The organism is Pseudaestuariivita rosea, from assembly GCF_017592335.1.
Lineage (GTDB): Bacteria > Pseudomonadota > Alphaproteobacteria > Rhodobacterales > Rhodobacteraceae > Parasulfitobacter > Parasulfitobacter rosea.
Window position 1 is genome coordinate 1 of sequence record NZ_JACNMP010000037.1, and the last position, 23017, is coordinate 23017.

The 23017-nt window shown below is 56.5% G+C and carries 24 protein-coding genes and 1 tRNA gene; 15 read left to right on the forward strand and 10 right to left on the reverse strand.

What is annotated here, in order from left to right:
• Positions 1 to 121 precede the first annotated feature (121 nt).
• Positions 122 to 208 (reverse strand) — tRNA-Leu (locus H7848_RS16920).
• Between the two features lie 90 nt (positions 209 to 298).
• Here H7848_RS16920 and lipB point away from each other — a divergent pair.
• Positions 299 to 994 carry a lipoyl(octanoyl) transferase LipB gene (gene lipB / locus H7848_RS16925; protein WP_208353887.1) on the forward strand — a complete coding sequence of 232 codons (696 nt, stop codon included), beginning with the start codon at positions 299 to 301 and terminating at the stop codon, positions 992 to 994.
• Here lipB and H7848_RS16930 read toward each other — a convergent pair.
• Entirely contained in the window at positions 991 to 1875 is an 885-nt protein-coding gene (locus H7848_RS16930; RefSeq protein ID WP_336512144.1) for a LysR family transcriptional regulator ArgP, read from the reverse strand. The two genes, lipB and H7848_RS16930, sit on opposite strands and share 4 nt — an antisense overlap.
• Before the next feature lie 88 nt (positions 1876 to 1963).
• Here H7848_RS16930 and H7848_RS16935 point away from each other — a divergent pair, with 88 nt between their 5' ends.
• From H7848_RS16935 to H7848_RS16945, 3 genes are all read left to right on the forward strand, one after another.
• Complete coding sequence (locus tag H7848_RS16935; RefSeq protein WP_208353890.1) at positions 1964 to 2566, forward strand: LysE/ArgO family amino acid transporter; 603 nt, start codon at positions 1964 to 1966, stop codon at positions 2564 to 2566.
• A gap of 36 nt (positions 2567 to 2602) precedes the next feature.
• The gene (locus tag H7848_RS16940) at positions 2603 to 3505 is read left to right on the forward strand and encodes a DMT family transporter (RefSeq protein ID WP_208353892.1); all 903 of its coding nucleotides are present in this window, start codon (positions 2603 to 2605) and stop codon (positions 3503 to 3505) included.
• Between the two features lie 75 nt (positions 3506 to 3580).
• Entirely contained in the window at positions 3581 to 3826 is a 246-nt protein-coding gene (locus H7848_RS16945) for an HP1242/YdcH family protein (protein ID WP_208353894.1), read from the forward strand.
• Between the two features lie 542 nt (positions 3827 to 4368).
• Here H7848_RS16945 and H7848_RS16950 read toward each other — a convergent pair.
• Positions 4369 to 5010 carry a hypothetical protein gene (locus H7848_RS16950; RefSeq protein ID WP_208353896.1) on the reverse strand — a complete coding sequence of 214 codons (642 nt, stop codon included), beginning with the start codon at positions 5008 to 5010 and terminating at the stop codon, positions 4369 to 4371.
• Between the two features lie 368 nt (positions 5011 to 5378).
• Positions 5379 to 6209 (reverse strand): prephenate dehydratase, encoded by an 831-nt coding sequence (locus H7848_RS16955; protein WP_208353897.1) that lies wholly within the window; start codon positions 6207 to 6209, stop codon positions 5379 to 5381.
• Positions 6210 to 6316: 107 nt separating this feature from the next.
• Here H7848_RS16955 and H7848_RS16960 point away from each other — a divergent pair, with 107 nt between their 5' ends.
• Positions 6317 to 6841 (forward strand): c-type cytochrome, encoded by a 525-nt coding sequence (locus H7848_RS16960; protein ID WP_237072822.1) that lies wholly within the window; start codon positions 6317 to 6319, stop codon positions 6839 to 6841.
• Between the two features lie 75 nt (positions 6842 to 6916).
• Here H7848_RS16960 and H7848_RS16965 read toward each other — a convergent pair whose 3' ends face one another.
• From H7848_RS16965 to H7848_RS16985, 5 genes are all read right to left on the reverse strand, one after another.
• Positions 6917 to 8128, reverse strand: a complete 1212-nt coding sequence (locus H7848_RS16965) for a hypothetical protein (protein ID WP_208353898.1) — start codon at positions 8126 to 8128, stop codon at positions 6917 to 6919.
• A gap of 41 nt (positions 8129 to 8169) precedes the next feature.
• Positions 8170 to 10053, reverse strand: coding sequence for an FkbM family methyltransferase (locus H7848_RS16970; protein WP_208353899.1), 1884 nt, complete (start codon positions 10051 to 10053; stop codon positions 8170 to 8172).
• Positions 10050 to 11015 carry a glycosyltransferase family 2 protein gene (locus tag H7848_RS16975; protein ID WP_208353900.1) on the reverse strand — a complete coding sequence of 322 codons (966 nt, stop codon included), beginning with the start codon at positions 11013 to 11015 and terminating at the stop codon, positions 10050 to 10052. The genes H7848_RS16970 and H7848_RS16975 overlap by 4 nt, the downstream gene beginning before the upstream one ends.
• 61 nt (positions 11016 to 11076) lie before the next feature.
• On the reverse strand, positions 11077 to 11589 hold the full coding sequence (locus H7848_RS16980) for a hypothetical protein (protein ID WP_208353902.1): 513 nt from the start codon (positions 11587 to 11589) through the stop codon (positions 11077 to 11079).
• 93 nt (positions 11590 to 11682) lie between these two features.
• Positions 11683 to 12531, reverse strand: coding sequence for an LOG family protein (locus H7848_RS16985; RefSeq protein ID WP_208353903.1), 849 nt, complete (start codon positions 12529 to 12531; stop codon positions 11683 to 11685).
• 84 nt (positions 12532 to 12615) lie between these two features.
• Between H7848_RS16985 and dapD the strand changes: the two genes are divergently transcribed.
• From dapD to H7848_RS17035, 10 genes are all read left to right on the forward strand, one after another.
• The gene (gene dapD / locus H7848_RS16990; protein ID WP_208353904.1) at positions 12616 to 13443 is read left to right on the forward strand and encodes a 2,3,4,5-tetrahydropyridine-2,6-dicarboxylate N-succinyltransferase; all 828 of its coding nucleotides are present in this window, start codon (positions 12616 to 12618) and stop codon (positions 13441 to 13443) included.
• A complete protein-coding gene (locus H7848_RS16995; RefSeq protein ID WP_208353906.1) occupies positions 13424 to 13771 on the forward strand; it encodes a hypothetical protein in 348 nt (115 codons plus the stop codon). The genes dapD and H7848_RS16995 overlap by 20 nt, the downstream gene beginning before the upstream one ends.
• A gap of 19 nt (positions 13772 to 13790) precedes the next feature.
• Complete coding sequence (locus tag H7848_RS17000; RefSeq protein WP_208353908.1) at positions 13791 to 14804, forward strand: TIGR00341 family protein; 1014 nt, start codon at positions 13791 to 13793, stop codon at positions 14802 to 14804.
• A 37-nt stretch (positions 14805 to 14841) separates the two neighbouring features.
• A complete protein-coding gene (gene dapE / locus H7848_RS17005; RefSeq protein ID WP_208353951.1) occupies positions 14842 to 15987 on the forward strand; it encodes a succinyl-diaminopimelate desuccinylase in 1146 nt (381 codons plus the stop codon).
• A 19-nt stretch (positions 15988 to 16006) separates the two neighbouring features.
• Positions 16007 to 16561, forward strand: a complete 555-nt coding sequence (locus H7848_RS17010; protein WP_208353953.1) for a TIGR04282 family arsenosugar biosynthesis glycosyltransferase — start codon at positions 16007 to 16009, stop codon at positions 16559 to 16561.
• Positions 16562 to 16597: 36 nt separating this feature from the next.
• Positions 16598 to 18853 carry a ribonuclease R gene (gene rnr, locus H7848_RS17015; RefSeq protein WP_208353911.1) on the forward strand — a complete coding sequence of 752 codons (2256 nt, stop codon included), beginning with the start codon at positions 16598 to 16600 and terminating at the stop codon, positions 18851 to 18853.
• A gap of 66 nt (positions 18854 to 18919) precedes the next feature.
• Complete coding sequence (locus H7848_RS17020) at positions 18920 to 19714, forward strand: SDR family NAD(P)-dependent oxidoreductase (protein WP_208353914.1); 795 nt, start codon at positions 18920 to 18922, stop codon at positions 19712 to 19714.
• A gap of 12 nt (positions 19715 to 19726) precedes the next feature.
• A complete protein-coding gene (locus H7848_RS17025; RefSeq protein ID WP_208353917.1) occupies positions 19727 to 20482 on the forward strand; it encodes an enoyl-CoA hydratase-related protein in 756 nt (251 codons plus the stop codon).
• Between the two features lie 111 nt (positions 20483 to 20593).
• The gene (locus H7848_RS17030) at positions 20594 to 21619 is read left to right on the forward strand and encodes a hypothetical protein (protein ID WP_208353920.1); all 1026 of its coding nucleotides are present in this window, start codon (positions 20594 to 20596) and stop codon (positions 21617 to 21619) included.
• Between the two features lie 52 nt (positions 21620 to 21671).
• Entirely contained in the window at positions 21672 to 22700 is a 1029-nt protein-coding gene (locus tag H7848_RS17035) for an alcohol dehydrogenase catalytic domain-containing protein (RefSeq protein ID WP_208353925.1), read from the forward strand.
• On the opposite strand, the gene H7848_RS17040 is transcribed toward H7848_RS17035, so the two are convergent.
• Entirely contained in the window at positions 22697 to 22960 is a 264-nt protein-coding gene (locus H7848_RS17040; RefSeq protein ID WP_208353928.1) for a hypothetical protein, read from the reverse strand. The genes H7848_RS17035 and H7848_RS17040 overlap by 4 nt on opposite strands.
• Between the last annotated feature and the right edge of the window lie 57 nt (positions 22961 to 23017).

Here is a 23017-nt window from a genome sequence, read left to right on the forward strand (position 1 = left end):
AAAACGGTACTTAGAACCGCATTTAAAGCACCATTGGCCTACAGCAAGGAAAACGGGTTTCGAACTCCGCAAACCTCTGTAATCTTTAGGTTTTTGAGAGAGTTGAAAGAAAAATGTGAAATGGTGCGGTCGGGGGGACTCGAACCCCCACGGGTGTTACCCCACAGCGACCTCAACGCTGCGCGTCTACCAATTCCGCCACGACCGCATATGTCTGACAGGTAGCGCGATATAGATCAGTCCGGGCGCCTTGTGAAGATGGAAAAACACCTCTTTGACAAGTTGTGGTCAGCGCGCCATGAAAAGGGTGGAAAGGACGTGTGTCATGGTGGAATGGATCGTTTCGGATGGTTTGACGGGGTACGCCGACGCTGTCGAGTTGATGGAGACCCGCGCGACCGCCATTGCAAACGGCACTGCGAATGAGGCGATCTGGCTGCTGGAACATCCCGCCCTTTATACGGCGGGCACCAGCGCTGATCCTGCAGATCTGAAGGACCCCGACCGCTTTCCCGTTCACCAAACCCGTCGCGGCGGGCAGTATACCTATCACGGGCCAGGTCAGCGGGTGATTTACGTGATGCTTGATGTCGCCAAACGCGGTCGTGACGTGCGCCGTTTTGTACAGGATCTTGAGTGTTGGGTGATCGATACTCTGGCCGAATTCAACGTGCAGGGGCACATTCGTGACGGCCGTGTGGGCGTCTGGGTCGAACGGCCGGATAAGCCGCGGATGCCCGATGGGACACAGCAGGAAGACAAGATTGCGGCGATCGGCATCCGTTTGAGCAAGTGGGTCAGTTTTCACGGTATCTCGATCAATGTCGATCCAGACCTAAGCCATTTTGACGGAATTGTGCCCTGTGGCATCAAACAGCACGGTGTGACCAGTCTGGTTGATCTGGGACTGCCGATCAGCATGGCTGATCTGGATGCCGCGCTGCGCAAAACCTCGGTGGATTTCCTGCATTCAACACGGTTTGCCGACGGTTAACCCGCGGACTGAACCAGTTTATCGCGGGCCTCTTTCAAAATCTCTTTGGTCAGGGGGGCCAGCGCTTGCAAGACGTGCCGACTGACCTGCCAGTAAAGCGGCGTGTCCAATGGTGTGTCATTCAGCCGCCTCAACGTCCCACGCTTCAGATGGTCCTGAATCAGCACATCAGGGTTCATGCACCAGCCCAGACCAAGGCAGGCCGCTTCGACAAAGGCATTTGATCCTGCCATCATATGAGTGGGCGGCGTGATCTGGGTGTTTGCCGTTTTCCTGATCCAGTCGACTTGCAGACGGTCTTTCGGACTGAATGTGATGGTGGGTGCGTGCTTTAGCGCGTCCGGTGTCGCCCCGTGGGGCAACCATTTTAACATGAAATCCGGGGTTGCCGTTGCTGAATACCGCAGCGCGCCAAGCGGATGGCTGTTGCAGCCCTGAACCGGTTCGGCGCGGCTGGTGATCGCGGCAATAACCTGGCCACAACGAAGCAGGTCGGCCGAATGATCCTGATCATCAATCACCAAATCAAACAGAAAACCGGTCATTCTGGACAGCGGCGGCAGAAACCAGGTTGCCAGACTGTCAGCATTCACGGCAATCTTCAGGGTCGTGAAGCTTTTGTCGGAAATCGGTCCGATGTCACCGGCCAATGTATGTTCCAACACCATGACGTCATCGAAATGACGGATCAGCCGCGCACCAATTTGTGTCGGTTGGCAGGGCTGACCTCTGACGATCAAGACTGCGCCAGCCCGTTCCTCAAGCGCCTTGATCCGCTGAGAAATGGCTGAAGGCGTGACAGAAAGCTCGGCCGCGGCCTGATCAAAGCTGCCGGTTTTTGCTACGGCGGCCAAGGCCTCTAGCTGAGAATAGTCAAGCATCAGTTTTACTTAATTTGTCTTAGAAAGATTAATTTGAGTAATGCGGATAAGGCAAATAGTCAATCGGGCAAGATCAAAAGGATTACAAATGCTTACTTCGTTTTTGCCTGGTTTTGGACTTGGGCTAAGCCTGATCGTGGCAATCGGCGCGCAGAATGCCTTTGTGCTGCGACATGGCTTGCGCAGGTCGCATGTTTTCGCGATTTGCCTGACATGTGCGCTGTCTGATGCGATCCTGATTGCGGCCGGGGTCGCGGGGTTTGGTGTATTGGCTGAAACCTTACCCTGGATCGTCACTGTCGCACGATATGGCGGGGCTGCCTTTTTGCTGGCTTACGGCGCGATCAGCTTGCGGGCTGCTTGGCGGGGCGGACAGACCCTGACAGCGACCGAGCAGTCCGCAACATCGCTTGGCGCCGCTTTGGCGACCTGTCTGGCGCTGACATGGCTGAATCCACATGTTTATCTGGATACCGTGATCCTGTTGGGGTCGTTGTCTTCGCAATACCCCGACGCAACAGTCTTTGCCGCGGGGGCGATGATCGCCAGCTTCGTCTGGTTTTTCGGGCTGGGCTATGGATCAGCGCTATTGGCGCCGATTTTCGCAAGGGCCACAGCGTGGCGCATTCTGGATGTGCTGATCGGGCTGATCATGTGGGGGATTGCCGCAAAACTTCTTTTGCTAGAGTGACTTGCGCCGCCTTCGGAATTCCGGTCATGTCGGCGCATGAAGCAGGCCCCATCAAGACCTTTGATCGGCGTATTCTGGATGGTCGTCACCGGACTGATGTTCGTGGCCGTGACAGCCATTGTGAAATACGTGGGCGACGATGTTCCACCGGCACAGGCGGCGTTTCTAAGATATCTTCTGGGCCTGGTCTTTATCATACCGATGATCCGCCCGATCTTGCGGGCGCGGCTGGACCTGCGGCAGGTCAAGCTGTTCGGCATCCGGGGCGTGGTGCACACGGTCGCGGTCATGCTGTGGTTCTTTGCCATGACCGATATCACGATAGCCGAGGTGACGGCGATGAACTACCTGTCGCCGGTCTATGTCACTCTGGGCGCTGCACTTTTTTTAGGGGAACGGCTGGCGGCGCGCCGGATCATTGCGGTGGGCGTGGCCCTGATCGGGGCGCTGATCATCCTGCGTCCTGGGTTTCGAGAGGTTGAGCCGGGCCATGTCGCGATGCTGTTCACGGCGCTGTTTTTCGCGGCGGGCTATTTGATTGCCAAACAGATGTCAGGCGAGGTCAGCGCGGCGGTGATCGTGGGGATGTTATCGGTCACGGTGACGATCGGACTGGCGCCTTTTGCGGCGGTGGTTTGGGTGACGCCGACGTGGGAACAATTGGGGTGGCTGTTTCTGGTGGCCTGTTTCGCGACGGCAGGGCATTACACCATGACGCTGGCCTTTGTGGCGGCGCCGCTAACAGTCACGCAACCGGTGACTTTTTTACAGCTGGTTTGGGCTAGCCTATTGGGATACTTCGTTTTTTCCGAAGGCATCGATGTCTGGACAATCCTGGGCGGGACCGTGATTTTGGGGTCAGTGGTGTTCATTACGTTCCGTGAAGCGCAACTGAAGAGACGCGTTGTCACGCCGATTGCGAACGAAACAAAGGTCTGAATTTGACCAAGGTCAAAGTGGCCGGCGTTCTGTGGGCCTAGTGTATGACCATAACCATCCAAGGGAGTTTTTCAGATGTCACACACCCCGCACGAGCTTGCCGAAGATTTTCCGGAATTTGCTGATAAAATCAGTGAGTTAAAGCAATCAAACGCGCATTTCGCAAAGCTGGCGGCTGAGTATCACGAGGTCAACGGCGTGCTGCACCGGGCCGAGACGAACATCGAACCGATGGACGATTTCCGTATCACCGAGCTGCGCAAACAGCGGATGACGCTGAAGGATGAGATTTACAAGATGCTGACGGATGAGGCAGCGTAAACGCTTGTAATTGAATGATTTTAGCTTGATGACGTCCCCTTTACGATAGGATGGGGCGTCATTCTGACGGTGCACGTCGTATGGAAACGCAACGTCATAAAAGTTAACCCGCCGTGCGTATCGATTTTAAGCTAAAAATAAATGTGCAATCTGCACATTTTCCGCCAAACGGGAAAATTCAAATGTGCAATTTACACATTTTTCGCGGGATTTGCGGTGATTTCATGATTCCCACGGATTTTGGCCGAAATCACCCTGTGGATAAGTTTCATGTCAACGCGCACGGGAGCGATAGAGTTTAATAATATTCGACCCAAATTAACTATTTCCCGAAGCCATTAACATCTCATAAATCGCACCGCACGGCGCTAAACTTTGCAACTTTACAAAAATCGAATCGAAAACTTTGCAAAGTTTGCAGCGTTAAGGTTTGGGTAAGAAAAGGCGGATGTCGGCGATGAGCCCAGAGTTGCGAATGCTGTGATTTGTGCGAATGCCAGCTTAAGATGATTTAACCTGCTCGAGAAGCGTTCACATCTCCTTTATTTCATGAGGTGTGCCAAGGCTTTTTGCGCATAGGGTTCGGCATCAGACAGTCTTTCTGAAACAATCCGAAGTCCCAGATAAAATTCCACGGCTTCCCTAATATTTGGCGGAGTACACTGATCATTATGAACAAGCTCGTTTCTTCTATCGGTCAATAGCTTAAGGCGCTCAAGTACGTCAGCGTCTGTTCGATCTTCCCACTTCTTTGCCTGTTTGGAGTTGTATGGGCCATCATACCTTACCCAAAAGTCTTTAAATATCTCAAATTGTTCGATAATTATCAGTTTCGAGACTATCCTTTCAGCCTTGCCAAATTCGTTTGAACTACTGTCATGCGATAGCTGAACGCCACCATTCTTGCCAACTTTAGGCTCTGGCCCCAAGACTAAAGATATCGAGACCGATGTCTCTTTGCTAATCGCTAAGCAATAAGGGCGCGATCGATCTATCTGAACTTCGTTTGCGCCAGCGCTGAGAAAAGGACCTACTTTCCAAGCATCGTTGTTTTCCCCAACACAATCGAAAGCCATCATTTTATCGGCAGCAGTCGATAGGTCGTATATAAACATAGCTTCTAAAAGGGCATCGCCTGCGGCTACAACGTACTTGCCAAAGTCTTCCGCTAAGTTGTCGTTCAATTTGCTTGCCCCAGCTTAGGCTGCCACTTGCGATCATTCACCATTAAAGTGTAAGCAAATCACTGCGCCCAAATCAACAATTAAGGACTCATATACCTACAATGGTTGTTCTGACGAACGGCAGATATTTTTTGGAACATTCACTTGCTTCCTATTAATTCCGCTATCCGATAGGACACCTTCGGCGTTTTAGCGGAGGCGGTTAACAAGAGTTAGTCTTGGGGCGACAACCTCAGAAGGGGCCATTCAAGCAATTGCAGCAAACGGCAACTTTGTCCCGCTGAATGGACAAACAATACTGGCAAGACTCGGTATAGCATGCTTCGGGCTGGGCCGTTGGGTTTCGCCTCAACGGCCGCGGGGTAGAGTTATCGCTGGCGGTCGGCGGGGTAGACGCCCAGAAGTTCGAAGTGGTCGGTGAAGTAGTCCAGCTCTTCCAGCGCCAGTTGGACGTGGCGGTCGTCAGGGTGGCCCTCGATATCGGCGTAGAACTGGGTCGCGGTGAATTGGCCACCCACCATATAGCTTTCCAGCTTGGTCATGTTGACGCCGTTTGTGGCAAAGCCGCCCATCGCTTTGTAAAGGGCCGCCGGGATGTTGCGGACGCGGAAGACAAAGCTGGTCATCATGCCCGCATCGCCGCGCCGCGTCAGGTCTATGTCGCGTGACATGATCAGAAAGCGCGTGGTGTTTTTATCATGATCCTCGATATGACGGGCCAGCAGGTCCAGGCCGTAGATTTCACCAGCCAGTTCCGAGGCCAGCGCGCCCATTGCCAATTCGCCCTGATCGGCCACCAGTTTGGCCGACCCGGCCGTATCGGCCCCGGTGACGGGCTGGATGCCATGGTCGCGCAGGAAATCGCGGCACTGGCCCAGCAGTACCGTGTGGCTCATGGCCTTTTTGATGTGATGCAGTTGCGCGCCCTTGACGCCCAGCAGGTTGATGTGCACGCGGACGAAGGCTTCGTCGATGATATGCAGGCCGCTGTCGGGCAGCAGCTGGTGAATATCGGCCACACGGCCATAGGTTGAGTTTTCGACGGGCAGCATTGCCAGATCGGCGTCACCCTTGCGCACCATTTCGATGGCGTCTTCGAATGTGCGGCAGGGCACAGCCTCCATTTCAGGGCGAGCGTTGTGACACGCCTGGTGGGAATAGGCGCCAGGTTCGCCCTGAAATGCAATCCGATTGGTCATGTGTGTCTTATCCGGAACTTTCAGTCAAATTGGTCGTTTCGTCGCGGTAAGTACACCTTGCACATTATATGTGGAAGCGCATATAGAGCGCCAGCACGACGGCAATAATGGAACGCGACATGTTCGACACAATGACGTTTACGAAGGTTTTGGGTGGGTTTTGCGGAACGCTTCTGGTTTTCCTGTTGGGTGCGTGGTTGGCCGAAGAGCTGTATCACACCGGCGGGCACGGCGACGATCACGCGCAAGGCTATGTCATTGATACTGGTGTGGAAGAGGTCGCGGAAGTCGAAGAAGAGGTTCCCTTTGCCGAACTTTATGCGGCTGCCGATCCGGGTCGGGGTGAGCGTTTGTGGCGCCAGTGCAGCGCCTGTCACAAGCTGGAAGACGGTGCAAATGGCGCAGGACCACATCTGTTCGGTGTTGTGGGCCGTGACAAGGGGGCTGTTGATGGTTTCAGCTATTCCAGCACATTGGCAAGCATGGAGGGCGACTGGACGCCTGAAAATTTAAGCGGCTTTATCGAAGCCCCGCGTGAATATGCGCCCGGTACATCCATGGGCTATCGCGGCATGGCAGACGCCGAAGACCGCGCTAATCTGATTGCATACATTGCAACATTTGGTGGTTGATCTGGACCGATACTGAATACCTGGACTAACAAGGCCGCCTACCCGGGCGGTTTTTGTTTTAGAGGTTCAGCAAGATCACATCCGCCGACGTATTTCCTCAAGGCGTTTTTTGATGATGGGACCGCCCGGATTGATGATCTGGGCGATCATCAGGATTTGTTCAATAGCATCGGGCGGAGCAGAGATATCCATCAAGCGTTCAGCCGTTTCGCGCAGTTGAACGCCATGTGACTGTTTGAGTACCCTGTGACGTATGACAGACCCGAATGTGTCTTGCAGAAATTCTGACAAGGCTTGCGCCAGGTCCTCGTCGGTTTGGAACGTCGCTGTGGTTGCATCCGGTGCCGGAACCGGCGGGAAAAGGTCGCCGTCCTGTCCGAAGTAGTCTTGTGCGACTTTTCGGTTTGATGGGGCGAACATCTGATAAAGCGTCTGGGCCATTGGATTTTGCAGTTTGCCCGCGGTGCCAAGCCGGGACTGAGATAAGGCCTTCATCAGTTCCCAGCGCAGATGGTTTTGCGTGCCATCCTGATTATAGCGCGGATAGATGGTGTTCAGCTTGCGCCCCATTTCCAGCCCGATCGGACCAAGCGACAGGTTTGCCTTTTTCTGAGGCTGTTCTAAAGCGTTCGGGTCAAGTCCGCTATCAATCTGATGCAGAATGTCGTACAAAATGTTTCCGTTTTTGAGGTGCAATGGATCGAACAATCGAACCACCATGTTTTCAGCACCGAAAGCCACACGCCATTTATCCAGAAAGATATCATAATTATAGTAATGATCGTCGGCCTGAATATGGTTGAGATACGTCCCATATTGCACCGTTGCGCCGGCTTTGATCATTGTGGAGTAAAAGCTGGTTGCCAAAGCCGATTGTTCGCGCATGTAACAGATCACTGTGATCTGATCAAAAAGGGGTGATAGGAACTCGCTCAATTGCACGATTGACTGCGTGTCCCTGAGGCGGGAATGGAAATGTTCGGACGTGATCAACAAGGATGGCGTCTGATGAAGCCTTGTCTCGATCTCGGACCGCACATTGTCCAGAAAGCCATCGAAAAAGGCGTCTTTTGTTGCCTGATCCAGAACGCGATGATCTTTTAGGTAATCGTCGATGTGCGTTTGAAAATATGCGACCAGTTTCTGGTTGTTGGGCGCATCCATACCGTCGCAAAGACCGATCCCGTTGTCCTGCAGATTTTGACGATTGGCATAGACAAATTCCTGGATTGATGTGCTGGCCGTTTTTTCCGTGCCGATATGCAAAAACAGCTTTCTGGTTGTCATGTCAGGTGCTCTTTCACGGGGACGACGTAATGGACGGTCATTCAGGGATGTGTTTTCTGATCAAGGCTTTGCATCATGCGGATGAATTCAGGCTGCCAGCGCCAGCTTTCCAGCCGCATCATGCCATGGCTGATCGGCGTGTTTTCCATGCTGGCCAGCTTATGTTGTACTAGCGCGTCCAAGCCCTGAATACCGGTTCGGTTGATATGGTCTGCGTCCAGAACATCGCCAAATGTTTTCTGGACCGTCACCAGAAATTCGGCTGCGGCTTCCGCGTAGACCGGTTTCAGGTCGTCCCGTAGACCGCTATAGGACCAATGCATCGTGTTGATCAGTGAACCAACGGTTGGCAGAATATCATTCCAACCTTCATCAAGGGCGCGCAGAAAGATATTTCGGAACATGTTGAAGCTGTAGAAATGCCTCTCATCGCCCTGCTTGATATCCTGGGCGGGGTGCTGGCGGTAGTGATAGTGGATACCATGCACATGCGCGATGGCGGTTGCGTATTGCCCCACAAGCAATTGAAACATCTGATCGTCAAAGGCACGAACGTGTTCGGGAAACCAGATGTCCTTGCGGTCCAGAAAATCACGGCGATGCACGCGACGCCAGATCGTGGGTTGGCCGATCATGATCTGTGTGCCGTCGACCCAGTCATAGTCATAATCGCCCAGATAGTGATGACCGGGCTGCGTGTAATATTTCGCCTCGTAACTGGGTTCAAAAACATCTGCGCCCTGGTCATCGACGGTAAAGGTTTTGAAACCGCCTTCGACAACATAGGCACCGGTATAGCGCGCGGCCTCGAGCAGGGCGCTGAACAGATCAGGGTCGACACGGTCATCGGCATCGACAAAAGCGATATGTGTCACATCCGAATGGTATCGCCCGAAGTTACGGGCCGAGGCGCACCCGCCATTTGCCTTTTGCACCAGTTTGACGCGGTCGTTGTCGCCGTAAAGGTCCCGGACGAATTCAGCCGATCCATCGGTCGATCCGTCGTCGACGACAATGACACGAATGTCCGGACAGCCATCCGCCAGAAGGCTATCGACGCATTCCTGAATGAACGTCTTTGCGTTGTACATCGCAACAACGATATCAAGACGCGATACGCGACTGTCGAAGTTGTCTTCATAATCACGGCGCAGCGCATGTTCGCCATGAACAAGGTAATGTTCCCGCGGTACCGCGTCTTTGGCCGGTGTGAACATGACCGAGGGCACATTTGCATGAAGACGCCCAACGACAAAGCCCACCGGTTCTGTCTGCAGGGCCTGACCGATCGCGGCCTCGCACCCGGGGGCATCCAGTTTGATCAGGTCGGGCGCGATCGCACGTAGCGCACTTAATGGCAGTGCCGGGCGCGACACGGCGTGATCCTTTGGTACGTTGTTCGACGGCGCAGGCGCCAGCCGGCTGCCCAGGGAAAGTAATCGCTGAAACACGGCCGTTTCGGTTTGGGTCAATGAGGCCAACAGGTCGTCAGAGATGTCTGTTCCGGCTTTGTCGCGGGCAGGCAGATCAAGAGGCGGCGCATCAGGATGCAGCGCGGCATTGATGCATGTTATGTTGTCCAGCCCTGCCTGGCTGACGTTTTGGCGAAGCAGGTCAAAAGCACTTGGGTCGGCTTCCAGACATATCACATGCCACTTTGGAAAAGCTGCAGCAAATGGAATGGCAAACCAGCCCGCATCGGCGCCGATATCCAGACAGATACCTGCCACAGGAATAACGCGTGAAGCCAGAAAAGGCTGATATATCTGGTTCAGATCATCAAGATAGCGTTCGGCTTCAACGCGGTCATTCGCATGGGCCAGGTCGATCATCTGGCCGAACACAGTGTAGGACGACGTGACCTGATCGGGCTGCGCGTCGGTGCCCGGCGGTGCGCCCTTTATCAATTTGGAAAGAAGCGTCATGCCAACACCTGTTTGACATAAGCAGACAGATCATCACGATCCCCACGCGGATCAGGCGTTGATTTGTCTATGACGAAGAACAGTGAGTGGATTGATCTGAGCATTTCGCGAAGGGCGGTCCGATACGCATCGCGATGATAATGCGATATCTGACCTTCACACCATCGTAGAAGGCGCAGCGCCCCCAGTGTCAGCGCGCCCCGTTGGCCTGCATTGTGAAAATCGCGATGGGCTTCGAACAGTTGAAACAGAACACCGGCGGTTCCGATGATGTCGAAACGTATCTGACCGTTTGAGCCGGTTAGCTGGTTTCGATATTGCCGCTGAAAGTAAGTAAAGCTGTCGGACTGTAGAAATTCGATCCGGTTGGCATGGGCAATTGCCATATTGTGGAACAGGATATCTTCGAAGAAATGGTCGTTCGGAAAGCGTAGCTGCCCCCGCTGGATAATATCGCGTGAGATGAATTTGTTTGCCGATTGCGGCTCGTAGGCTGCGGCCCAGGCCTTGAGCGCCGCCAGCGGCATGTCACCGCTGCCGTGCTTTTCGCGCATGACCCCCTGATAGGTCGGCTGATCCATAAAGGGTTGGATTTGCGCCCGTTGCTGGATCATTGCGCCATTGACCAAAATCAGGTCGGCCCCGGTTTCGTCGATCGTTCGGGCTGCATCCGCAAAAGACCACGGCGCGCGCGTATCATCGGCGTCGATAAAGCAGATATAGTCGCCCCGGGCCAGATGAAGGCCGCGATTTCTGGCCGAGGACAAGCCATCATTCGCCTGCGGAATGACCTGAATGCGTGGGTCATCGAAGTCGGCCAGAATGGTCTTGGTGTCGTTAGACGACCCATCATCAATAACCAGCAGTTCGAAATCCGCATGGGTCTGATTCAGAATTGAGTGAATGGATTGTCGGATCAGCGCACCGTCGTTGAACGTCGTCATGATACACGAGAACTTCATAGATCGGTCCTTAACACTTTCCGGAAAGACAATAAATCGGGGCTGCAATGCCATGACTATTTCATTTTATGCCTGTCATGGAAAGGTTGAAAAGCTGAAAACGGGTGTCTTGCGGGTCAAAGAAAAGGTGAAGCGCCAGGCCTACTGCGTCAGCCATAAATCGCGGCGACAAAAGAAAATCGGTTGCAAAGTCGGTGGGATCCTCTGTGCAGATATCATGGCTTTCAGCGAATTGGTCGTGAAACCCTTCTGCGTATAGCATGCGCATGGCTGGGCGGATTTCGGCAGTGCCATCAGGACAAGCCGCGCTGTATTTCAGCGATATCCGATGACACTTTGTCCATTGTTTGCCGTCAAGGTGGATCGCCAGTTCCATCCAGGCGGACGGCGGGTCTGACACTGTGAACTTGATCAACAGATGATCGCGTGTGTCAATCTGGATTTTGCCGTGACCCGGCTCTAACGCTGCGTGGATGCCATGCGCGATCCCCACTTTGTCAGCGGCCGACGTTTTTATCATGCTGGCTGGATCGGGCAGTTGGTAGTTCAAGAACACTGCGTCTGGCTCCGTCATAATAAGACCTGCGCTCAATAAATGGCACTGTCTGACAGGCGGTCAAAACATGCAAGACGGTCTGATGCAGGTTTGTCGCCTGCCACCCTGCCCTTACCGGCCCGGAATGTCGGTGCGTTTCTGACCCGCGCCGGTCCAGTTTTCGATTTCGCGGATGGCCTGGTCTGCCGTTTCGACAAAGCGGAACAGCTGCAGATCCTTCTCTGAGATCGTGCCGGCGTCGGCCAGTGCATCCCAGTTCACGATGCGTTTCCAGAAGGCCTCGCCGAACAGCAAAAAGGGCACAGCCGCCATCCGGCCCGTCTGGATCAGGGTCAGGCTTTCGAACAGCTCATCCAGCGTTCCGAACCCGCCGGGGAACACGCAGATCGCCTTGGCCCGCAGCAGGAAGTGCATTTTGCGGATACCGAAGTAGTGGAAGTTAAAGCATAGCTCGGGCGAGACATATTCATTGGGCGCCTGTTCGTGCGGCAGGACGATGTTCAGCCCGATCGACTTGCCACCCGCATCGGCGGCGCCGCGATTTCCAGCCTCCATCACGCCGGGGCCGCCGCCGGTGACGATGACGTTTTCGCGCCCGCCGCTTTTCAGGGATTTCAGCGTCATCAGCCGCGCGAATTCGCGGGCCTCATCATAATGCCTGGATAGATCGGCCAGCGTCTGGGTGCGGGCCTGATCCTTTTTCGCGGGTTCGGGAATGCGCGCGCCGCCGAACAGAACGATGGTCGATTCCACGCCTGCTTCGTCCAGCATGATCTCGGGCTTCAACAGCTCAAGCTGCAGTCGGACGGGGCGCAGTTCGGACCGGTTCAGAAAGTCACTGTCGGCGAACGCCAGTTTATAAGCGGGCGCGCGGGTTTGGGGTGTGTCGGGCACATGCCGCGCAGTTTCGATATCGGTCTGACTGTCCCGAAACGGATGGCGGCGGTCGTCTTTCATCATCGGCTTCCTTCGCATTGCGCCTGTGTCAGCTTGCGTCTATAGCCTCGGCCAAACAGATGCCAGCATGGAATGAGGGGAAGCACCATGTCAAACGCCCAGCTTGAAACCGCGATTGAGGCTGCGTGGGAGGCCCGCGATACGATCACACCCGCAACCACGGGCGAGGCGCGCGAGGCGATCGAAGATACACTGAACGCGCTGGATGGCGGCACTCTGCGCGTGGCCGAACGGCAGGATGATGGCAGTTGGCATGTGAACCAATGGGCGAAAAAGGCGGTTTTGCTGGGCTTTCGCCTGAAGGATATGGAACAGCAGAACGGCGGCCCGCAGGGTGCGGCATGGTGGGACAAGGTCGACAGCAAGTTCAAGGGCTGGGGCGACAATCAGTGGCGCGCGGCGGGCTTTCGCGCGGTGCCAAACTGTATCGTGCGCAAGTCAGCCTTTATCGCGCCGGGCGTTGTGCTGATGCCGTCTTTCGTGAACCTGGGCGCCTATGTCGACAGCGGCACGATGGTTGATACCTGGGCCACCGTCGGCAGCTGCGCGCAGATCGGCAAGAATGTGCATCTGTCAGGCGGCGTGGGCATCGGTGGCGTGCTGGAACCGATGCAGGCCGGCCCCACGATCATCGAAGATAACTGCTTTATCGGCGCCCGGTCCGAGGTGGTCGAGGGCGTGATCGTCCGCGAAGGGTCTGTTCTGGGTATGGGCGTTTTCATCGGCCAGTCGACCAAGATCGTGGATCGTGAGACGGGTGAGGTCATGTACGGCGAAGTGCCCCCCTATTCTGTGGTCGTCGCGGGCTCGATGCCATCAAAGAATAACATCAACCTCTATTGCGCGGTAATCGTGAAGCGGGTTGATGAAAAGACCCGGTCCAAGACCGGGATCAATGAGTTGCTGCGTGACTAAACGGGCGCAACAGGTCTACACGCTACTGGTGCAGGTCGGTCGCAAAGCCGGTGACGGGTTGCCCGAGGGCGCGACGGGGGCTGCGCTGATGTGCTTTGCCAGCGGCGTGGATGAGGCCGAGGCGGTGCGCGAAACGGTGGCCATTCTGAAACAGGCCGATCTGGCCCCACTGGATGTCACGGGCTATGGCACACTAAAGGAACGGCAGGCCGAGGAACAGGATATTCCGCAAGACGAACAGGATCTGATGCAGCGCGCGCTGGATGAAAATTCGGTCATCGTCGCGCAGATGACGCCGTTTTTTGATAAGCCCGAGCGCCGGGACTGATCCAAAGGAAAGATACCCCATGTCATTCAGGCTTATCCAGTTATCGATCCCAAAGGACTGGTCTGATGATGTGGACAAGGTCTGCGATGATCTTGACGTCGAAAAATGGTGGCGCACCCGCAGTGCCGACGATGATGACCCGGTTCAATACTTTCTGACCCTGCACAATAGCGCGGCGCAGGATGTGCTGGACCGGTTCAAGGACGCTTTGTCTGACTGTGATGATTGGCAGCTGATCAGCCACAAAACGCAGGCCGTCTTGCCCGAACCCAAAGATGAGGAAAAACAGGAAGAGCTGGACCAGCGCAACGAAAGTGCCGCGCGCGAAGAAATCTATGCCGATGTCCGGAACTCAAGCGTGTTGACGCTGGATTATCTGATCATGACGGCTTTGGCGACCTTTGTGGCGGCGATCGGATTGAACACCGGGCAAATCGCGGTCGTGATCGGGGCGATGGTCATCGCACCTTTGCTGGGGCCGATCATCGCGTTTTCTTTTGCGACCGCTCTGGGCAACCGCAGTTTGCTGGGTATAGCTTTGCGCGCCCTGGCGGCGGGCATTGCCGTGGCCGCGGTTATTGGCGGCGTGATCGGTATGGCGTTTCCGATTAACCTTGATTCCAGCCTGATGGATTTCGCGGGACCCCTGGGCTTGAACACCATCGCCTTGCCGCTGGCTTCTGGCGCGGCTGCGGCGTTGATGGTGGCGCAGGGCAAGACATCAACGCTGGTCGGTGTGATGGTCGCCGCGGCGCTGTTGCCGCCGCTTGCCGCATTTGGGCTGTTGCTGGGGGCATCGGAATACCAGCAGGCGCTGATCGCCCTGATCACGGTGGTCACCAATATAATCGCGATCAACCTGGCCGCCCAGATCGTCTTTCTGACCAAGGGCGTCAGACCGATGCGCTGGCTTTCGGACAAGTACGACAATTCGCTTTATTGGAACGTCGGGATATCGGTGCTTTTGATCGTTGGTTTGATTGTGGCGATTTACCTGTTTGGCGGTGGGGGCGCGGTCAGTTGGGATGGATAGCTTGCAGTCCCCCGGCCCCACGGGTATCGACCGTCACATGAGCACAAATCCCATCGATCTGACCGCCCGTCTTGTCCAATGCCCCTCGGTCACGCCAGCCGAGGGCGGGGCGATTGAACTGTTGCACAGCTTGCTGTCTGACGCCGGGTTTGAGTGCACCCGCGTTGACCGGGGCGGCATCGCGAACCTTTACGCGCGGTGGGGCGCGAAGGGGCACGCGAAGTCGTTCGGGTTCAATGGCCATACCGATGTGGTCCCCGTGGGGGATGAGGCGGCCTGGACCAGACCGCCGTTTGGCGCGCAGATCGACGATGGTGTGCTATACGGTCGGGGCGCGACGGATATGAAATCGGGGGTTGCCGCCTTTGCCGCCGCCGCGATTGATTTTGTACAGACCACGCCGCCCGATGGTGCCGTTATTCTGGCGATCACCGGGGATGAGGAAGGCGATGCCACCGACGGCACGACAGCCCTGCTGGACTGGATGGCGACGCAGGGCGAACAGATGTCGGTCTGTCTGGTGGGCGAACCTACCTGCCCCGAGACGATGGGCGATATGATCAAGATCGGGCGGCGCGGTTCGCTGAATGCGCATTTGACGGCGCGCGGGGTTCAGGGACATTCGGCGTATCCGCATCGGGCCAAGAACCCCGTCCATGCGCTGGTGCGGCTGATGGATCAACTGGCTCATCATCCGCTGGACCAGGGCACACAGCATTTTGACCCCTCGACCCTGGCCGTTGTGGGTTTTGACACCGGCAACCCCGCGACAAATGTGATCCCGGCTGAATGCCGCGCGACCCTGAACATCCGCTTCAATGACCTGCACAGCGGGCACAGTCTGACCGCATGGTTGTCAGCCAAGGCAGCCGCAGTCAGCAAGGACACGGGTGTCGAGATTGAGGTGCGCGTCACGGTGTCGGGCGAAAGCTTTCTGACACCGCCCGGCGATCTATCCGATCTGGTCAGCACTGCCGTTCAGGCGGAAACCGGGGTGACACCGGTGCTGTCGACATCGGGCGGGACGTCGGACGCGCGCTTTGTCAAAGATCACTGCCCCGTGGTCGAATTTGGACTTGTTGGCAGGACAATGCACCAGGTCGATGAATGTGTGGAAATTGCACAAATCGAACAATTAAAGTCGATTTATACCCGAATATTGCAGGATTACTTTGCAAAATAGAGTAAAAACGCTGGTGATCATGGTCAAGGAGCCGCAGCCGGGCCGCGTTAAGACGCGCTTGGGTCGGGATATCGGCATGACAGCGGCGGCGTGGTGGTTTCGCCATCAGGTGTCCCGCCTGATCCGCCGTCTGGACGATCCGCGCTGGCGAATTGTTCTGGCTGTCGCGCCCGATCATCAGGGCATGGTCAGCCGCATCTGGCCAAGCCATTTGGCTCGTATCCCGCAGGGCCTCGGTGATCTGGGCGACCGGATGGGGCGTGTCTTTCGCACCCTGCCCCCCGGCCCTGTTGCGATTATCGGCGCGGATATACCTGGTATCGACAAGCCTCATATCGCCCGCGCTTTTCGGTCACTTGGGCGAAATGACGCCGTCTTTGGCCCGGCACCCGATGGGGGGTATTGGCTGATCGGGATGAAACGGATCGGGGCGGTGCCAAATACGCTTTTCGATGGTGTGCGCTGGTCTACGGAACATGCAATGGCCGACACCATCGCCACCCTTGGCAACGCCCGGATCGGCATAATCGACACACTGCGCGACGTGGATCATGCGAGCGATCTGAAAACTTAACGTGACGGCCACAGTCCTTCGTGTTACGCGGATCGCATGACCCGTATTCCCACCAAAGACGACATTCTGACCTGGATTTCAGACAATCCGACGCTGACCTCGAAACGCGATATCGCCAAGGCATTCGGGATCAAGGGCGCCGCACGGATCGACCTGAAACGCGTGCTGAAAGAGCTTGAGCACGAAGGCCACCTGGAAAAGCGCAAAAAGACCTATCGCGATCCCGACAAACTGCCGCCGGTCAGCGTGTTGCAGGTGCAGGCGCCCACCGGCGACGGTGACCTGATGGCCAAGCCGATGGAATGGCAGGGCGAAGGGGTTGAGCCGGTTGTGCTGGTGATCCCACGAAGCTCTGATCCGGCTTTGGGCGAAGGCGACCGTATTCTGGCCCGCCTGACCGAGGTCAAGGGCCAGGATCATCATTATCAGGCACGTCTGATCCGCAGGATCGGTCAGAACCCGCAACGGATCGTTGGTATATTCCGCAAAGGGGCTGAAGGTGGGCGCGTGGTGCCGATCGACAAGGGCAGTGACAAGGAATGGCACGTGCTCGCAGGCGCAACAGGCGGCGCTAAAGATGGTGAACTGGTCGAGGCCGAACAAAGTGGCCCCAAGGTGCGTATGGGCCTGCCCAAAGCGCGGATCGTGAACCGCCTGGGCGACCCGTCGGCGCCGAAAGCCGTGTCACTGATCGCGATCCATCAGCATGGCATCCCCGATCAGTTCCCCGATACCGTGATTGCCGAGGCCGACGCGCAAAAACCTGCGGGGCTGAAAGGGCGCGAAGATCTGCGCGATCTGCCCCTGATCACCATCGACCCTGCGGATGCGCGCGACCATGACGACGCCTGCTATGCGCACCCCGATGATGACCCCAAGAACGACGGCGGCCATGTGATCTGGGTCGCGATTGCCGATGTCGCACATTATGTCACGCCGGGTTCCGCGCTGGATCGCGAGGCGCGCAAGCGGGGGAACTCGACCTATTTCCCCGACCGCGTTGTGCCAATGCTGCCGGATCGGCTGTCGGGTGATCTGTGTTCGCTGCACGAAGGCGTCCCGCGCGCTTGTATCGCCGTGCGGATGCAGATCGATGCAAAGGGGCACAAAATCGGCCATAAATTCGTGCGCGGGCTGATGAAAAGCCATGCGTCACTGAATTATGCCGAAGTGCAGGCTGCAGTTGATGGGACCCCGAATGACAAAACCGCCCCGCTGCTGGACGATGTTCTGCGCCCGCTTTATGCGGCTTACGCAGCGCTGACCAAGGCGCGTGCGGCCCGCCAGCCGCTGGATCTGGACCTGCCCGAACGCCGGATTGAGCTGTCTGAGGATGGCCAGGTGACCTCGGTCAACTTCCGTGACCGGCTGGATGCGCATCGGCTGATCGAGGAATTCATGGTGCTGGCCAATGTCGCAGCAGCCGAAGAACTGGTCAGCAAACGCAGCCCGCTTTTGTTCCGGGTGCACGAAGAACCCTCGCCCGAAAAGCTGGAGGCGTTGCGCGAAACGGCGCAGTCTTCGGGTTTTCAGCTGGCGAAGGGACAAGTGCTGAAGACCCAGCATCTGAACCAGTTGCTGAACGCGGCGGCGGGCAGTGAATTTGCCGAGCTGATCAATCTGTCGACACTGCGGTCGATGACGCAGGCCTATTATAGTCCCGAGAATTTCAGCCATTTCGGGCTGGCCTTGCAGAAATACGCGCATTTCACCTCGCCCATCCGGCGCTATGCCGACCTGATCGTGCACCGCGCGCTGATCCGGGCCAATGGTTGGGGCAAGGACGGCCTGACTGATCAGGATATCGACGGGCTTGAGGAAACCGCCGCGCTGATTTCGGACACGGAACGGCGGTCGATGGCGGCGGAACGCGACACGACGGACAGGTATCTGGCCAGCTATCTGAGCGAGCGGGTGGGCAATGAGTTCACCGGCCGCATTTCAGGCATCGCGCGGTTTGGGGTCTTTGTGAAGCTGGACGAAACCGGGGCCGATGGGATGATCCCGATCCGGACGTTGGGGCGCGAATATTTTCACCATGATGCCGAAACACAGACCCTGATGGGATCGGACAGCGGTATGGTCATTGGTCTAGGCCAGCGCGTGACCGTGCGTCTGGCGGAAGCGGTTCCGGTGACTGGCGGGTTGGAACTGGAATTGCTTAGCCTTGAAGATAAGGCCATGCCAAAGGGTCCGACACGTGGCCGCGGAAAGCCTGTGCGGCGTAAGGTTGCGAAATCAAAGCAGTCGGCGGCCAAGGCCAAACGCAAGGTGTCCCGCAGGCGCAGATAACTTCGCAGCGTCACCTATTGACATATCGTCTGCCACAAGTCTGACATTGTGCAAAAGGGGGGATTCATGGATTTGACTGGTGAGGTGGCCGTTGTCACAGGCGGTCGGCGCGGTATCGGCAAGGCGATTGCCGAGATGTTGCATAAAGCGGGCGCACGGGTTGCGATTGCGGATCTGGATGCGACCCAGGCGCATGAGGTCGGCAAAGCCTGCGGTGGTTTCGGCGCCCGTGTCGATGTGACCCGCGAAGACCAGATTGCCGCGTTTCTGACAGACGTTGAGGGACGGCTTGGCCCGGTCGATATTTATGTCTCAAACGCGGGTATTGCCATGGCCGATGGCCCCACCTTTACAGCCACAGGCGCCCCCAACGACGCGTGGCAGCTGTCGTGGCAGGTCAATGTCATGTCGTCTGTCTACGGCGCGCGGCACGTTGTGCCGGGTATGATTTCCCGTGGCGGCGGCAGCTTTATGATCGTCGCGTCGGCCGCGGGGCTGTTGAACCAACTGGGCGCTGCACCCTACAGCTGCACCAAACACGCCGCCGTGTCGTTTGCCGAAAGCCTGTCCATCGCCCATGCCCACGAAGGGCTGCAAGTGTTGTGCATCTGCCCGCAAGGGGTGCAGACCGATCTGATCCGCGGGGCCGAGGCCAGTTTGCGCGCCGCTGGTGATATCATCGACCCCGATGATGTGGCCCAGGCCGTGATGAACGCCATGGAAGACGGGCGCATGTTTGTCTTTTCCCATCCCGAAACCACCGCCCATTTTCAGGCGCGTGCCGCAGACCCCGACGCCTGGGTCAAGCGTATGGGCCTGGCCCGCCAAATGCTGATCGCCCAGACCGGGCGGCCGATATAAAGGAATAGCCCTGTGACTGATCATCTTGAAGTGACTGAAAATGCCGGTGCCGTCGAAATATGCATCAAGCGGCCCGAGAAGAAGAACGCCCTGACGGTGGAAATGTACACCGGGCTGTTTGACGCGATTGAGGCTGCGAATACAGACCAGTCGACACGCTGCGTTATCATCCACAGCGATGGCGATGACTTCTGCGCGGGCAACGATCTGATGGATTTTATGGCCCGTCCGCCCACCGGGCCAGACAGCCCCGTTCTGCGATTTCTGACCAATCTGCGCAGTTGCGATGTGCCGCTGATTGCTGCCGTTCAGGGCAAGGCCGTGGGCGTGGGCGCGACGATGTTGCTGCACACAGATCACGTGGTTTTGGCGGAAAATGCCGAGCTGCATTTCAACTTTATCAAAATGGCGCTGGTGCCCGAGGCGGCCAGTTCCCTGCTGTTGCCCGCCTATGTCGGACGCCAACGCGCGGCCGAGGCCTTGATGACCGGCACGCCCATTCTGGCGGACGAGGCATTGCAATCCGGACTGGCCGCCAAGGTCTTGTCTGCCGATGCGATTCTGCCTGCTGCCCGCGATTTTGCGGCCCGTCTTGGCGCACTGCCACCTGCCGCCCTGCGCGAAACCAAGCGTCTGATGCAACGCGCGCCGGAAAGCCTCGCCGACCGGATGACGGCCGAAAATCTGGTGTTTATGAAAAGCCTGCAAAGCCCTGAATTTGCTGAGTCCGTCAAGGCCTTCATGGAAAAACGAAAACCCAACTATTAAGGAAAAAAGCAGCCTTAGGTTGTGGAAACTGCCGCAACGTAACTTTACTAAACTGTTGAAATAAAAAAGCCTGTCACGAAGCATCGCCCCATCATCAAAAGGGGAGGTTTGATGTCTATTCTCGATATAATTGCAGATGTTGCGATCACCGAAGTGCGGTCTGCGTTTGACAGCTATTTCGCCGGGCGCGACCGGGTGGAAAGCTTTCTTGACCGGTTCGGACTGCTGGATCCGGATCGTTATGATGCGTTTGAAGTGGTGGGCGAAGAGGTGCCACAGGAAACCATCGAGGTCTCGGACTTTGCCGACAGCGACTATGACGTGATCCGCGATGCGCTGATCACGTCGCGGCATGGATATCTGGATCAGTCTGAACTGCAGGACGAAGGTCTGGTTGACGCGGATGGCTATGTCACCGATCTGGACGGCATCTATGATTTCGTAAGCCGCGATAGTTTTCTGCCGTTTCAGGACGAAGCCTGGCTGGACAGCGAGGTTACATACGCCCGCGAAAGCTTTGAACTGTTGCGTGTGGTCGAAGAAAAGGGGTTCAGCCCGAACGGCGGCCTTTATGAGGCAAACGTGTCGCTGATGCGCGATCTGGACACCGGGGAATATGTGATTTCGATCGGGGGGACGTCATCGCTGTCGGATGTAAACACCGATATCGTGGGTCTGTTCCTGGCAGGCAACACCCTGGAACATGGCGAGGCCGTGAACCGCATCGTCGCCGATATGTTTGCCAATGACATCCCCGCCGGTGCCAATGTGGATATCTCGGGTCATTCACTTGGGGCCGCGGCGGCGCTTGAGCTTTATGACTCAAACCCCGGTGCTTTTGATGAGGTATTCGTGGTTCAGGCCGTCGGTCTGGGCGGGGCCGATGGCACCTATTACGATCAATATCGTGCCGATGGTGTGGGTGACGAAAGCATCATCGAAATCTTTGGCGATGATCCAGGCGAGGATTTCAATGATGTGGTGACCTATTGGGGCCATGTCGGGTCGGGCACGGTCTATGATCTGGGCGACAACGTTGTGAATGCAGACAACGGACCCAGTAACGAATTTCTGGATTCACATCTGCTTGACAATCTGTGGGCGACAGTGGATTCCTTTGATTTTGCAATAGCTTAACCACTATGCCCCGCCATAGGCGCGGGGCATGAACCACCCCGGGGGGATTTGGATGACACAGACCATGTTCGCACTGCTGCAACGCCACGATGGCTATTGCGATACGGCCACCGGCCCATTTATCGAACAAAGCTCAGACTGGTTGGAACCGGCTGACATTCCCGTGCCGCAACCCGGCGCGGGTCAGGTTCTGATCAAATTGCGCGCGGCCAGTGTGAATCCATCTGACCTGCACTTTATCAAGGGCGAATACGGTCAGCCGCGGGTCAAGGGCAAGCCAGCAGGTTTTGAGGGATGCGGCGATGTGGTCGCGACGGGCGAAAACGCGGGGTTCATTCAGGAAGGTATGCGCGTGGCCTTTGTCGTGGCGCCCAGCGGGTCGGGCGCCTGGGCAGAATACGCGCTGACCGATGCGACAAACTGTATTCCGCTGCGCGACGATATCTCAGACGAAGACGGCGCCGCACAGATCGTCAATCCGCTGACCGCGATGGCCATGGTGGATATCGCGGCTGAGGCAAGCGATGCCTTTATCGTTACCGCAGCCACATCTCAGTTGGGCAAGCTTATGCTGGGTCTGGCGCGGGACAAAGGCCTGAAAGCCATAGGCACCGTTCGGCGGGATGACCCGATTGACCATCTGAAGGACCTGGGCGCGACTGAGGTGCTGAACGTTCTGGCCCCGGACTTTCGCGACAACGCCAGGCAGATCTTTTCCGACCTGAAACCGCGGGTCATGCTGGACGCCGTTTGCGATCAGACGTCTGCCGATATGTTCTTTGCAATGCCCTTTGGCGCAAGATGGGTCAGCTATGGCAAACTGAATGCCGAAGCCCCAAAGCTTGGCGAAATGGGGCAATTCATCTTCATGCAAAAGCGGATCGAAGGGTTCTGGCTGACCAAATGGTTTCAGGATACGCCTATCGAAAAGCAGATGGCCGCAATTGCCGAAGTTCAGGCCCGTTTCGCAGACGGTCGCTGGAAAACAGACGTCAGCGCCACGCTTTCCTTATCGCAGGTCATGGAAAACCTGCCGCTGGCCCTGTCAAAGCCCGATGGCAAGGTGATGATCAAACCCTAAAAGACCAGATAAACGATCAAAGCGTTCGGAATGATAAAGGCCGCCGCAATGCAGAACAGTTTTGCCGCGTGGTTGATTTTTGAAAACCATCCCTTGCCCATCGCGCTTTCGCCGTATCCCATGGCAGCCGACATGACAGCGTATCCACCGGCCTCGCGCGCCCGTTGAGATCGTCTGACAGACGCCATCGCAGCCTCATAAACCGCATCCTGACGTTGCTGTTCATCCAGTTGGTTCTGCATGTTTTTCATATTCGACATCTCAAACCTCGCTCAAAATTCCGATCCTACAAGATGATGCAAAGGGCAAAAAAGTCG